At 72.7% G+C, this 13,105-nt stretch carries 14 protein-coding genes; 8 read left to right on the forward strand and 6 right to left on the reverse strand.

What is annotated here, in order from left to right:
- Window positions 1-51 precede the first annotated feature (51 nt).
- From AOJ26_RS34175 to AOJ26_RS34200, 6 genes are all read left to right on the forward strand, one after another.
- Complete coding sequence (locus tag AOJ26_RS34175; RefSeq protein WP_053852251.1) at window positions 52-1,791, forward strand: FAD-dependent oxidoreductase; 1,740 nt, start codon at window positions 52-54, stop codon at window positions 1,789-1,791.
- Between the two features lie 51 nt (window positions 1,792-1,842).
- Window positions 1,843-2,712: an intradiol ring-cleavage dioxygenase gene (locus AOJ26_RS34180; RefSeq protein ID WP_053852252.1), complete on the forward strand. Its 870-nt coding sequence runs from the start codon at window positions 1,843-1,845 to the stop codon at window positions 2,710-2,712.
- A complete protein-coding gene (locus AOJ26_RS34185; RefSeq protein ID WP_053852253.1) occupies window positions 2,709-3,776 on the forward strand; it encodes a maleylacetate reductase in 1,068 nt (355 codons plus the stop codon). The genes AOJ26_RS34180 and AOJ26_RS34185 overlap by 4 nt, the downstream gene beginning before the upstream one ends.
- 43 nt (window positions 3,777-3,819) lie before the next feature.
- The gene (locus AOJ26_RS34190) at window positions 3,820-4,734 is read left to right on the forward strand and encodes a YceI family protein (RefSeq protein ID WP_053852264.1); all 915 of its coding nucleotides are present in this window, start codon (window positions 3,820-3,822) and stop codon (window positions 4,732-4,734) included.
- A gap of 49 nt (window positions 4,735-4,783) precedes the next feature.
- Complete coding sequence (locus tag AOJ26_RS34195; RefSeq protein ID WP_053852254.1) at window positions 4,784-5,191, forward strand: DUF3224 domain-containing protein; 408 nt, start codon at window positions 4,784-4,786, stop codon at window positions 5,189-5,191.
- A 186-nt stretch (window positions 5,192-5,377) separates the two neighbouring features.
- A complete protein-coding gene (locus AOJ26_RS34200; protein WP_053852255.1) occupies window positions 5,378-6,484 on the forward strand; it encodes an NAD(P)/FAD-dependent oxidoreductase in 1,107 nt (368 codons plus the stop codon).
- Between the two features lie 43 nt (window positions 6,485-6,527).
- Here the strand turns inward: AOJ26_RS34200 and AOJ26_RS34205 are convergent, their stop codons facing one another.
- Together AOJ26_RS34205 and AOJ26_RS34210 are read right to left on the reverse strand one after the other, a co-directional pair.
- Window positions 6,528-7,205, reverse strand: coding sequence for a LuxR C-terminal-related transcriptional regulator (locus tag AOJ26_RS34205; protein WP_053852256.1), 678 nt, complete (start codon window positions 7,203-7,205; stop codon window positions 6,528-6,530).
- A gap of 176 nt (window positions 7,206-7,381) precedes the next feature.
- Window positions 7,382-8,227 (reverse strand): helix-turn-helix transcriptional regulator, encoded by an 846-nt coding sequence (locus AOJ26_RS34210; RefSeq protein ID WP_053852257.1) that lies wholly within the window; start codon window positions 8,225-8,227, stop codon window positions 7,382-7,384.
- 103 nt (window positions 8,228-8,330) lie between these two features.
- On the opposite strand from AOJ26_RS34210, the gene AOJ26_RS34215 reads away from it, so the two are divergent.
- Entirely contained in the window at window positions 8,331-9,038 is a 708-nt protein-coding gene (locus AOJ26_RS34215; protein WP_053852258.1) for an SDR family oxidoreductase, read from the forward strand.
- Window positions 9,039-9,071: 33 nt separating this feature from the next.
- Here the strand turns inward: AOJ26_RS34215 and AOJ26_RS34220 are convergent, their stop codons facing one another.
- The 3 genes from AOJ26_RS34220 to AOJ26_RS34230 all read right to left on the reverse strand — a co-directional run bounded on the left by AOJ26_RS34220 (window position 9,072) and on the right by AOJ26_RS34230 (window position 11,252).
- Complete coding sequence (locus tag AOJ26_RS34220) at window positions 9,072-10,265, reverse strand: CaiB/BaiF CoA transferase family protein (RefSeq protein WP_053852259.1); 1,194 nt, start codon at window positions 10,263-10,265, stop codon at window positions 9,072-9,074.
- 93 nt (window positions 10,266-10,358) lie between these two features.
- Window positions 10,359-10,625 (reverse strand): hypothetical protein, encoded by a 267-nt coding sequence (locus AOJ26_RS34225; protein ID WP_053852260.1) that lies wholly within the window; start codon window positions 10,623-10,625, stop codon window positions 10,359-10,361.
- A 168-nt stretch (window positions 10,626-10,793) separates the two neighbouring features.
- On the reverse strand, window positions 10,794-11,252 hold the full coding sequence (locus AOJ26_RS34230; RefSeq protein WP_053852261.1) for a MarR family winged helix-turn-helix transcriptional regulator: 459 nt from the start codon (window positions 11,250-11,252) through the stop codon (window positions 10,794-10,796).
- A gap of 152 nt (window positions 11,253-11,404) precedes the next feature.
- Here AOJ26_RS34230 and AOJ26_RS34235 point away from each other — a divergent pair, with 152 nt between their 5' ends.
- Entirely contained in the window at window positions 11,405-11,758 is a 354-nt protein-coding gene (locus AOJ26_RS34235) for a hypothetical protein (RefSeq protein WP_053852262.1), read from the forward strand.
- 16 nt (window positions 11,759-11,774) lie between these two features.
- On the opposite strand, the gene AOJ26_RS34240 is transcribed toward AOJ26_RS34235, so the two are convergent.
- On the reverse strand, window positions 11,775-12,764 hold the full coding sequence (locus tag AOJ26_RS34240; protein ID WP_053852263.1) for a helix-turn-helix domain-containing protein: 990 nt from the start codon (window positions 12,762-12,764) through the stop codon (window positions 11,775-11,777).
- Between the last annotated feature and the right edge of the window lie 341 nt (window positions 12,765-13,105).

Consider the following 13,105-nt stretch of genomic DNA (forward strand, 5'->3'; position numbering starts at 1 on the left):
CCACCATCATCAAAACTGCCCCCGTCCGTGAGCCCCCGCCTGGAGCGCCCCGTGTCCACCGTCGTCGAGACCGACGTCCTGATCGTAGGCAGCGGCCCGGCCGGAGCGTCCGCCGCGCTCGCGCTGAGCACCTACGGCGTGCCCAACATCGTCGTCACCCGCTACGCGAGCCTCGCCGACACCCCCCGCGCGCACATCACCAACCAGCGGACGATGGAGGTGCTGCGCGACCTCGGCGTGGAGCAGGACGTCGTCGCGCGGGCGACCCCGCAGCACCTGATGGGCAACACCACCTTCTGCACCAGCCTGGCCGGCGAGGAACTGGGCCGGGTGCGCTCGTGGGGCAACGACCCGCTCGTGCAGGCCGCCCACGAACTCGCCAGCCCCACCCGCATGTGCGACATGCCGCAGCACCTCATGGAGCCGGTCCTCGTCGACGCGGCCGTGGCCCGCGGCACCAGCCTGCGCTTCCAGACCGAGTACCTCTCCCACACCCAGGACACCGACGGCGTGACGGCCACCGTGCGGGACCGGCTGCGCGGGGACACCTACGAGATCCGCGCGAAGTACCTGATCGGCGCGGACGGCGGCCGGTCCCGGGTCGCCGAGGACGCCGGACTCCCGATGGGCGGCCGGATGGGCGTGGCCGGCAGCATCAACATCGTCTTCGAGGCCGACCTGACGAAGTACACCGCCCACCGCCCCTCCACCCTCTACTGGGTCCTCGCCCCGGGCGCCACCGTCGGCGGCATCGGCGCGGGCCTGGTGCGCTGCGTCCGGCCGTGGAACGAGTGGCTGATCGTGTGGGGGTACGACGTCACCGCGGGCTCCCCCGACCTGACCACCGAGTACGCGGAGTCCGTCGTACGGCAGCTGGTCGGCGACGACGAGATCCCCGTGACGATCAAGTCGTCCTCGGCCTGGACCGTCAACGAGATGTACGCGGAGCGCTACTCCCACGGCCGCGTCTTCTGCGCCGGGGACGCCACCCACCGCCACCCGCCGTCCAACGGCCTCGGCTCCAACACCTCCATCCAGGACTCCTACAACCTGGCCTGGAAGCTGAAGCTCGTCCTCGACGGCACCGCCTCGCCGAAGCTCCTCGACACCTACACCGCCGAACGCGCCCCCGTCGGCAAGCAGGTCGTCACCCGAGCCAACCGCTCCATCGGCGAGACCGCCCCGATCTTCGCGGCCCTCGACGGACTCGCCCCCCAGACCCCCGAACAGCTCTGGGCCAACATCGCCGCCCGCAAGGACGCCACCGAGGCCGCCGAGAAGCAGCGGGCCGAGCTCCGCGAGGCGATCGCCTTCAAGGCGTACGAGTTCAACGCGCACGGCGTCGACCTCAACCAGCGCTACACCTCGGACGCGGTCGTCCCCGACGGCACCCCCGCGGAGACCTTCGCCCGCGACCCCGAGCTCCACCACCAGCCCACCTCCCGCCCCGGCGCCCGCATCCCGCACGCCTGGATCACCTCCGGCACCCGCACCCTCTCCACCCTCGACACCGTGGGCCAGGGCCGCTTCACCCTGCTGACCGGCATCGGCGGCGAGGGCTGGATCCGGGCCGCGCAGACGCAGGACATCGAGATCGCCACCGTGGTCATCGGTCCCGGACAGCAGTACGAGGACCCGTACGGCGACTGGGCGCGCCTGCGCGAGATCTCCGACGCCGGCGCCCTGCTCGTACGGCCCGACGGCTTCGTCGCCTTCCGGCACGCGGCCGCGGCCCCGGACGCCGAAGCGCTCCTCTCGGGCGCGCTGCGGCGCATCCTCGGACACGCCTGAGAACGCGCGACCATGGCAGAAGCGGACCGCCGTCGAGCAGGAGGAACCGGGATGACCAGCGACGCGATCGGAACCAGCGTCACCGAGGAGGCCGTCGCGAGCCTCCGTGCGACCGCCGATCCACGACTGCGCGAACTGCTCGCCGGTCTGATCGGCCATCTGCACGACTTCGTGCGCGAGACCCGGCTCACCCAGGAGGAGTGGGCCAGGGCCGTCGCCTTCCTGACGGCGACCGGACAGAAGTGCACGGACACCCGGCAGGAGTTCATCCTCCTGTCGGACGTCCTCGGCCTCTCCATGCTGGTCGAGACCGTCAACGGCGACCGCGTGCAGGGCGCCACCGAGTCCACCGTGCTCGGGCCCTTCCACATGACCGAGTCGCCCGTCCGGGAGCTCGGCGACGACATCAACCTGGTGGGCGGCGGCGAGCCGTGCGTGGTCAGCGGCCGGGTGCTGTCGGCCGACGGCACCCCGCTGCCCGGGGCCGTCCTAGACGTCTGGCAGGCCGACGACCAGGGCTTCTACGACGTCCAGCAGCCCGACGCGCAGCCCGCGGGCAACGGACGCGGACTGTTCACCGCCGACGCCGAGGGCCGCTTCTGGTTCCGCACCTGTGTCCCGGCGCCCTACCCGATCCCCACCGACGGCCCGGTCGGGGACCTGCTCCGCGCGACCGGCCGGCACCCCTACCGGCCCGCGCACATCCACTTCATCGTCGGAGCCGAGGGCCACACGCCCGTCACGACCCACATCTTCGTCGCGGGCAGCGACTACCTCGACTCCGACGCCGTCTTCGCCGTGAAGCAGAGCCTGGTGCAGGACTTCGCGACGACCGACGACCCGACTCTGGCCGCGGAGTTCGGCGTCCCCAACCCCTTCCGGCACGCCCGCTTCGACCTCGTACTGGAGCCGAACGCATGACGTTCACCGGCGACTTCACGTACGAGAGCCGGCCCGGACGGGTCGTCCTGCGGCCCGGCGCCGCCGTCACCGCGACCCCCGGTGAGGCCGAACTCCTCGGTCTGCGGCGGCTGCTGGTGGTCTGCGGCAGCCGGGGCGAGTCCGTCGCCCGGAGGGTCGCGGACGCACTCGGCGACTCCTGCGCGGGGCTGCACGCCGAGGCCCGGATGCACGTACCCGTCGAGGTCGCCGACCGGGCCGTGGCGGTGGCCCGCGCGGCCGGGGCCGACGGTGTCGTCGCGGTCGGCGGCGGCTCCTCCGTCGGCCTGGGCAAGGCGATCGCCCTGCGCACCGCACTGCCGCTGATCGCCGTGCCGTCGACCTACTCGGGCTCCGAGATGACCCCCGTCTGGGGCCTGACCGAGGGCGGCGCCAAGCGCACCGGCCGCGACCCGAGGGTCCAGCCCCGCACTGTCGTCTACGACCCCGAGCTGACCCTCTCCCTGCCGGTACCGCTCACCGTGACCAGCGGTGTCAACGCCCTCGCGCACGCGGTCGAGGCGCTCTACGCCCCGGACACCTCGCCGCTCATCGCGCTGATGGCCGAGGAAGGCGTACGGGCGATGGCACAGGCGCTGCCGCTGCTCGCGTCGAAGCCCGACGACCTGGACGCGCGCGGCCGGGCGCTGTACGCGGCATGGCTGTGCGGGACCTGCCTCGGCGCCACCACCATGGGCCTGCACCACAAGCTCTGCCATGTCCTGGGCGGCACCTTCGGTCTGCCGCACGCCGAGACGCACACGATCGTCCTGCCGTACGCGCTCGCGTACAACGCCCCCGCCGCCCCCGACGCGTTGACCGCGCTGGGCCGGGCACTCGACGCCGACGACCCGCCGGGCACCCTGTGGGACCTGGCCGGACGCCTGGGCGCCCCGCGCTCCCTCGCCGAACTCGGCCTCGACGAGACCGACCTGGCGGAGGCGGCCGTACAGGTGGCGGGACAGCCGTACGCCAACCCGCGTCCCGTGACCGTGGACGGCGTGCGGGCGGTGCTCCGGGCGGCCCACGAGGGCCGCCGGCCATGAGCGCCGCGGCACGACAGCAAGTCCCCTAGGAAAGGTGAACATCATGGCCCTCGCACTCCTCCGGCGCCGGCGGTCCAAAGCTGCCCTGGCCGAGGCGGCGGGCCTCTCCGTCCCCCTCCCCGAAGGCGCGGGCGCCGTGGCCCGCGAGATCGTCGACCCGATGGGCTCGCCCATGGCGGGCGCGGACGTCACCGTCACCGCCCTGGACACGCACCGGGTCGCGGCCCGCGGGACGACCGACCCCTACGGCTACTTCGTGGCCGTGCTGCCGCCCGGCCGCTACAGCCTGCTGGCCGCCGCCGAAGGGCTCCAGCCGCACCGCGAGACGCTGGATGTCGGGCCGAGCGGCCCGGCGCCCGCCGAGCGGGTCTGGCTCCAGCCGGCCCAGGCCCTCCAACTCCCCACGCCCGGCGTCTGGTTGTTCGATCCGCCGCACACCGCGATCCGCTTCATCGCCAAGCACGTCGGCATGGCGCACGTCCACGGCCGGTTCGAGCGTTTCGAGGGCGGCATCCAGGTCGCGCAGGACATGTCCCAGTCCCGCGTCCAGGTCCGCATCGACGCCTCCAGCATCACGACCGGCAACACCACCCGCGACAACCATTTGCGTTCCGGTGACTTCCTCGACGTGGAACGCTTCCCGCACATCGACTTCGTCAGCAGCCGCTTCGCCTACCGGGGCGGCAGCAAGTGGACCCTCCAGGGCACCCTGACCATGCACGGCGTGAGCCGCTCGGTCGCCCTCGACACGACCTACCTGGGCACGGTCAACGGCGGTTACGGCGAGGAACTGCGCTGCGCTGCCCTCGCGACGGCGGAGCTGCACCGCGAGGACTACACCCTCAACTGGCGGTCGATGCTGGCCCGGGGCATCGCGGTCGTCGGTCCCACGGTCCAGCTCGAACTGGACGTGCAGGCGATGTACCGCACCCACGACACGCCGACCCCGCCGAAGTAGGCGCGCACGGCGGCGGGGCATTGTCGGACCCGGTCGGTACGGTCGGCCCATGAGAGCCGACGGAACATTCAGCGTGACAGCGTTCGTGCCGACCGGGACGGTGCCCGAGCCCGCCGTGGCTACCGGGCTCCCGGTCGGCGTCGCGACGATGGAGAAGCGGTTCGAGGGCGAGATCGCCGGCCGCTCGGCGACCTTGTTCACCGCCGCGTACGACCAGGAGTCCGGCGTCGGCACCTACGTGGCCATGGAGTCCTTCGAGGGCTCGGTGCACGGCCGGTCCGGCGCCTTCAACTTCGCGCACTCGGCGACCACGTCCGGCAGCGATCGCACCGCGGAGTTCTTCACGATCGTCCCCTCCAGCGGCACCGGGGACCTGGCGGGGATCTCCGGCACCGGGGGTCTCACGGTCGACGCCGACGGCACCCACCGGATCCGGCTCGACTACGAACTCGGCTGACATCCGGGGCAACTCGCCTTGACAGAAGGGCACATCGCGCCCCGGACGCCCGACAGCTTCACGGAAAACTCACAAGACCCCGCTGACACTTTATGTTTCAAACGTTACGCTCGCCGTCATCCGAGTGCTCGGGGGAGCGGCCGGGCCGCCATGGCACTCCCTCCCCCCACGGCTCTGGAGACCGGCGTGAGTGACGGCGACGTAGTGGTGATCGGCGGCGGCTATGCGGGCGTCCGGCTGGCGAGACGGCTGGACGCGACAGCCCGGGTCACGCTGGTGGACCGCAAGGAGGTGTTCTTCCACCGCATCTCCTCCCTGCGGGCCGGAGTCCGCCAGGAGTGGAGCGCGACCCCCTTCATCCCGTACGACCGGCTGCTGCGCCGTGGCCAGGTCGTCGTGGGCAAGGTGACGGGCATCGACACCGCCGAGCGGCGCGTGCTGCTGGCCGACGGCACGCGGCTGCCCTACGACGTGGTGGTGATCGCGACCGGCGCCGACTACCCGGAACCGGCCCGCTTCAGCGGGAGCACCACCGAGGAGGCGATGAAGGCCTTCGCCGAGCACCAGCAGAGGATCGCCTTCGCCGAGCACGTCCTCGTCGTCGGCGGCGGGCCCTCCGGCGTCGAACTCAGCGCCGAGATCCGCCTGGCCCGGCCGGACGCCCGGGTCACGCTCGCCCACGCGGGGTCCGCGCTGCTCGACGGCACGGGCAGCGAACGGGCCGCCCGCAAGGCCCGCGCCTGGCTGGAGGCTCACGACGTGGAGGTGCGGCTCGACTCCTTCATGTCCCCGGGCAGCGACTTCGGCACCTACCGCGACGCCCGCGGCGAGGTCCTCACCGCGGACCTCTCCTTCTGGGCCACCGGCACCACACCCAACACGCTCTGGCTGCGCCTGTGCGGTCACGGCGACTGGCTGACCCCCTCCGGGCACGTGAAGGTCGACCGCGCGCTGCGGGCCGAGGGCCAGGTGGACGTCTTCGCGGTCGGCGACGTCAACGACGCCACGGAGCTCAAGATCACCCCGGCGGCGCTCGCCCAGGCCGACCTCGCCGCCTGGAACATCCGCGCCCACCTGAACAGTTCGGGCCGGCACCGCAGGGAGCCCCGCTTCTACCGGCCCATGCACCGCACCCCGCTCATCGTGCCCTTCGGCCCGGCCGACGGGGTCACCATGCTGCCGGTGCCGGGCGGCGAGACGGCGGTCCTCGGCAGCCGCACCAGCACCCTGGCCAAGGCGAAGACCCTGATGACGCCGTACATGCGGCGCCAACTCGGTTACACGGCCGCGTGATCGGGCGAGGGTGGCGGGGCGCTCGACCGTCGGAAAGGGTTCTTCAGGCGTGCAGGACGTGCTGCGTGGGCCGGACCAGGCCCGACTCGTAGGCGAACACCACCGCCTGGACGCGGCCGCGGGCGCCGATCTTGGTCAGGATGTTGCTGACGTGGGACTTCACGGTGGTCGGGGCGATGGACAGCCGGTCGGCGATCTCGGCGTTGGAGTCGCCGGAGGCCACCGCCGTGAGCACGTCGCGCTCGCGGCCGGTGAGGGTGTCCAGCCGGTTGCCCGGGGCGGAGTCACCGACGGCCCGCCCGCTGCGGACGGCGTCGATGAGGGCGCGGGTCAGTCCGGGGGAGACCACGACGTCGCCGGCGGCCACGACCCGGACGGCCGCGACCAGTTCGTCGGCGGTGGCGTCCTCCGGAAGGTGCCCGGCCGCTCCGGCGCGCAGGGCGCCGTAGGGCTGGGTGTCGTCGCCACTGGTGAGCAGCAGGACGTGCGGGGCGTGCCCGTCCGGCGCGTGGGCGAGGCGGCGGACGGTCTCGACGGTGTCCGCGCCGGTGCTGCGGCCGTCCAGCAGGACGACGTCCGGCCGGAGCAGGGCGCTCAGCCGGACCGCCTGCGGCCCGTGCGCCGCCTCGCCGGCGACGGTCAGGTCGGACTGGGACTCGAGGAGCATTCGAAGGCCGACACGCTGAAGTGACTGGCCGGTGGCGATGAGGACGCTGGTCATGGCTGCGTGCTCCATCCTCGTCCAGCGCACAACATGCTGAACGAAACGGTTTCGTTCTCGTGGGGATCAGCGTAACTCCGCAGCTATCGAAACGGGCGCGTCTCGATTGTGGGGTGGCTCACATCCCGCCCGCGTTTCTTGCCCCGTGATCCGAGTAACGACCGGACGAGGACCCGCTAGCCGCTCTCCACCAGGCTCTGGGTGCCCAGCACCGAGATCAGCCGCAGCTTCTCGGCGGCCTCGGTGCCGGGCTCGGCCGAGTACACGAGGACGTGGAGGTCGTTGTCCTCCACCCGGAGCAGATCGCAGTCGAGGGTGAGCGTTCCGACCTGCGGATGCTCGATCGTCTTGTGCGAGGTGGCGAGACGCCCGACCACCCCCGCGTCCCACAGCTCGGCGAAACGCTCACTCCTGGTGCGCAACTCGGCGATCAGCGAGGCGAGTTGCCGGTCGGCGGGATAACGGGCGGCGGTCGCGCGCAGTTCGGCCACCATGCCCGCCTCGAAGACCCGCCGTTCCTCCGGGGTGTGCCGCACCCGGGTCGGCATCCCCGTGAAGTTGCGCCACACGCCGTTGCGTTCGAAGCCCCGCAGGACGGACGGATCACCCATCAGTGCCCCGTACAGCGGGTTGGCCAGCAGCAGCGTCATGGCCGCGTCGGAGACGGCGACCGCGGTGTCGACCAGCCGGTCCACCAGCCGCTGCACGCTGGGTGTGATGAACCCGGGCACCATGTCCGGCCCCGGCGGCACGAGTTCCGCGAGCCCGAAGAGATACGTCCGCTCGTCCCCGGAGAGCCGCAGTGCCCGGGCCAGCGCCTCGACGACCTGCACGGACGGGTTGGCCGCCCGCCCCTGTTCGAGACGTGTGACGTAGTCGACCGAGATGCCGGCCAGCAGCGCCAGCTCCTCCCGCCGCAGCCCGGCCGCGCGCCGCTGGCCCCCCGAGGGGAGCCCCACCGCCTCCGGGGGGACCCGGTCGCGCCAGCGCCGCAGCGCCTGGCCCAGTTCTGTTGCCGCCATGCTCCTCAGTGAACACCGTCGGCCGCGCGGGTGCCTGGTACCGCCAGTCCCAGGAAGAAGGGTCTTCTGGCCGGCGCCGCCGCGCCGCAGCAGCCTGGGTGGCATGACGACAACACTCATCACCGGAGCGAACAAGGGTCTCGGCTTCGAGACCGCCCGCCGCCTCGTCGCCGCGGGCCACACCGTCTATGTCGGCGCCCGTGACCCCGAACGCGGGCGGCGCGCGGCCGAGCGGCTCGGCGCGCGGTTCGTCCGGCTCGACGTCACCGACGACGCCTCGGTCGAGGCGGCGGCCAAGACCGTCGAGGCCGAGGGCGGCCTGGACGTGCTGATCAACAACGCGGGCATCGAGACCCGGACCGAGGACAACGGCGTGCCGGTCGCGGAGACCGTGACCGCCGACCAGATGCGCACCACCTTCGAGACGAACGTCTTCGGGGTCGTCCGTGTCCTGCACGCCTTCCTGCCCCTGCTCCAGCGCTCGGCCGCCCCCGTCGTGGTCAATGTCAGCAGCGGCCTGGGCTCGCTGACCCACCTCTCCGACCCGGACCACCCCGCCCACTTCTACCCGGGCATCGCCTACCCGACGTCCAAGGCCGCGGTGAACATGCTCACCGTGCAGTACGCGAAGGCGTTCCCGGGCATGCGGATCAACTCCGTGGAGCCCGGATTCACCAAGACCGACCTGAACGGCAACACGGGTACGCAGACCGTGGAGGAGGGCGCCGAGATCATCGTCCGCATGGCACAGGTCGCCCCGGACGGCCCGACCGGCGGATACTTCGACGCCGAGGGCCCGCTGCCCTGGTGACCGCCGGGTGACCCGGCCGGCGGGGCCGGTGGTTCAGACGACCCCGTCGGCGCGCAGGGCGGCGATGTCCTCGCCGGTGCGGCCGAGCTCCGTGAGGATCGCGTCGGTGTGCTCGCCCACCCCCGGGACCGGGTCCATGCGGGCGGGCAGGCCCGCGAGGTCGGCGGGGGGCAGCAGCGCCTCGGCCGTGGCCCCGCCGGGGAGGGCGACCTCGTGCCAGCGGCCGCGGGCGGCCAGGACCGGGTGGTCGAGGAACGCGGCGACGTCGTTGACGCCGGCGCAGGCGATGCCGATGCCCTCCAGGTCCTCCAGGACCTGGGCGGCGGCGGAGCGCGCGATCCGCTCGGCGACCAGGGCGTTCAGTTCCCCGCGGTGGGCGACCCGGGCCGAGCCGGTGGCGAAGCGCGGATCGTCGGCCAGCGCGGGCTGCCGCAGGAACGCGGAGCACAGCACGGTCCACTCGCGTTCGTTCTGGACGGAGAACAGCACGTCCTTGCCGTCGGCGGCCGTGAAGGCGCCGTAGGGGGCGATGGTGGCGTGCTGGGTGCCCAGCCGCGGGGGCTGACTGCCTCCGTAGCGCGTGTAGTTGGCCGGCTGGCTCATCCACTCGGCCAGTGCCTCGAACAGGGACACCTCCACCGGGTGGGCCCTGCCGGTGGTGGCGCGGGTGTACAGGGCGGTCAGGATGCCGCTGTAGGCGTACATCCCGGCGGCGATGTCGGCGACGGAGATGCCGACCCGCGCGGTCTCCTCGGCGGTCCCGGTCAGCGACACCAGCCCGGTCTGGCACTGCACCAGCAGGTCGTACGACTTGCGGTCGGCCCACGGGCCGTCCGTGCCGTACCCGGAGATCGTGCACGGGATCAGCCGTGGCAGGCGCTCGGCGAGCGCGTCCACGCCGAGGCCCAGCCGGTCGGCCGCGCCGGGGGCCAGGTTCTGGACGAACACGTCGGCCCCGTCGAGGAGCCGGTGCAGGATCTCCAGGCCGCGCGGGTCCTTCAGGTCCAGGGTGAGCGACTCCTTGGACCGGTTGAGCCACACGAAGTAGCTGGAGTGGCCGTGCACGGTCGTGTCGTAGCGGCGGGCGAAGTCACCGTCGCCCGGCCGCTCCACCTTGATCACCCGGGCCCCGAGGTCGGCGAGCTGGCGGGTCGCGTAGGGCGCGGCCACCGCCTGCTCCAGGCTGATCACCGTGATCCCGGACAGGGGCAGCTGCGGCACGCTCATGCGGATCTTTGTACGGCCGTGTCCGAGCGGGTGTCAACGACTGCCGCCCCCTGTGACCTGTGCCGTTCACCACCGGCCCGGCGAACTCACCGCTCAGTTCCGGCGGTCCGGATGGCACAGCACCATGACCGCCCGCGCGACGAGCTCCCCGGCCCCGCCGAGTTCCTGTCGGTAGCGCTCGGTGACCTCCCGTACGGCCTCCACGAAACCGGGGTCGACGGCGCGGGCCCGGGCCGGGGCGGGGAGTCCCTGGGCCATCTCGCGGCGGCGGGCCAGCAGCGCGATGATCTCCTCGTCGAGACGCTCGATCCGGGTGAGTGACATGTCTTCCCCGGGGGTGATCGCCTGGCTCGTCGTCACGCTCGGTCTCCGTTCGTCTGCGCGGATGGGTCGCGTTCCTCCACGGCTGGTCGTTGAACACCTTGCCCGTGGCGGACGGCGACAATGCCTCCGGCGGCTCGACGGTCCCCGGCACCTGGCCGACCCGGCCCGTGGACGAGACGCTCACCCCAAGTACGGGTCACCGGCTCAGGCCGGCACGCCCAAGGCCTCCAACGCTCTGACGAGGGGGGCGAGTTCGGGGTTGGTGGCGGCTTGGTCGAGGGCTTCTCGCAGGGCTTTCTCGTTGGTGGGGCGGGCTTGTTCGAGGAGGGTGCGGCCGGTGTCGGTGACGTCGGTGTAGATGCCGCGGCGGTCGGTGGGGCAGAGGTAGCGGGAGAGCAGGCCGCGGTCTTCGAGGCGGGTGACCAGGCGGGTGGTGGCGCTCTGGCTGAGGACGACGGCGTCGGCGACCTGCTTCATCTGGAGGTGTCCGCCTTCGCCGTCGTGCTGGCGGCCCAGGACGTCGAGCAGGGAGTACTCGCGGACGCTGAGGTCGTGGGCGGACTGGAGGGCCTTCTCGATGTGTGCCTCGATCCGTCCGTGCAGCAGGGAGAGCGCGCACCAGCCCTGGGCGAGGGCGGTGAGCGCGGGGTCAGTGGCGGTCATGGGGCCTGCTTCCTCCGTCCCGATACGGATACACCCAGGATATTGCATCGCTGAAACTTCCGGCGTCTGCTTCTATAGTGCGCGCGCAACTATCGCCACGGGTGGTCGCGCACCTCGTCGTACCACCCCTTGTCCCGCAGAAAGCGACTCCGATGACGACCCGGCCCTCCACCACGACCCTCTGGCGCCCGACCGGCCCCAAGGAGCTGGACCTGGTCCGCGAGCTCGACTGGCGCGCCTGGCCCCCGAGACTGCCCGAGCAGCCGATCTTCTACCCGGTCCTGGACGAGGACTACGCGATCAGAATCGCCCGGGACTGGAACGTCAAGCACGACGGCGCCGGCTTCGTGACCCGCTTCCAGGTCGAGTCGGACTTCCTCGGCCGCTATCCCGTCCAGCAGGCGGGTGGCCGCACGATCCTCGAACTGTGGGTCCCGGCCGAGGAACTCGACGAGTTCAACGCGCACATCGTGGGCCGGATCGACGTCGTGCACGAGTTCCGCTGAGCGGCTGAACCACCCGCTACGGCCGTGCCAGGTGACGCATGGTCAGGGCCAGTTGCAGTCGCAGTCGCCCCTGGGGCGTGCGCAGCGGCCAGCCCAGAAGATGCTCCGCGTGGGACAGCCGGTCCTGGAGCGTGGAGTGGTGGACGTTGATCTCGGCGGCGGCCGCCCGCAGGCTCGCCGTCGAGACCACGGCGTGCACCGTGGCCAGCAGCCAGGGTGTGCTCGCCGCGGCCCCCTCCAGCGCCTGGACGTCGGGCGGTGGCTCGGCGCCCGGTGCGACGAGGCCGGCCAGCAGGGCGACGCCGCCCAGTTCGTCGGCGTGCACGACCGCCGGTCCAGGGTCCCGGGCCGTGCCCTCCGCGGTGAACCGCAGTGCGGTGCGGGCGTCCGCCCAGGAACGCGGCAGTTCGAGCACGGGCACGGCGGGGCCCACCCCGACCCGTCCCAGGGGCAGTTCGGGATCCGCCCGCCCGGGCACGACCAGGGGCCGCCCGTCGAGCGGGGCCAGCGCACGTGCCAGGGCCGCGGGATCCAGTCCCAGCCCACGAGCCGCGTGCAGCCGTGCGGCCTCGGGGGCGGCGGCATCCAGCACGGTCTCGACCAGCGCGGGATCATCGGAGGGCGCGCGTCCCCGCGTACGGTCCAGAACGAGCCGTACGGCCCCCGCGGCCCGCTCCAGGATCACCGCGTCGACCACACTGGGCGCCGCCTCGGCCCGCTCCAGCCACAGCGCGGCGGCACCACCGGGCGCCAGCGCGACGCAAGGCCAGCCGGGGTCCGCCGGCGCCCCGGAGTCCCGGCGCGTCCCGTCGGCCTCGACCCGGACCCGCACCCGCCGCTCCGCGTCGACCAGCCGCGCGGGCACCCCGGCGAGCACGGCGGCCCCGCGCACCAGGGCCTCCAGCCCGGCACGGGCCTCCGACAGCCGATCGAAGTAGCCGATCACCCGCACCGCGGCACCGGCATCCGGATCCAGGGCGGTCAGCCGCCCGGCCAGCTCTTTCATACGCCCATGGTGCGGTACGCCAGCGAACACGAGGACCCCTCGGCGCGATCCACCGCCGACGGCGACGGACAAGGAGACGGACGCGGGGAACTACACGCCCGGCCACAACGCAGCCGCAGCCGCCCGCGGCCCGCGAGGACTCCGGTACGGCTCCGGCCACGGTCCGGGAAGGGGCGCGGGGAACTGCGCGCTCAGCTACGACGCAGCCGCAGCCGCCCGCCACCCGCGGAAACACTCCGGTACGGCTTCAGCCCACGCCCCGCTCAACGCCCTGAAGGGGCGCGGGGAACTGCGCGCTCAGCTACGACGCAGCCGCAGCCGCCCGCCACGCGCGGAAACAC

It is taken from the genome of Streptomyces sp. NRRL B-24085, assembly GCF_001282115.1.
Lineage (GTDB): Bacteria > Actinomycetota > Actinomycetes > Streptomycetales > Streptomycetaceae > Streptomyces.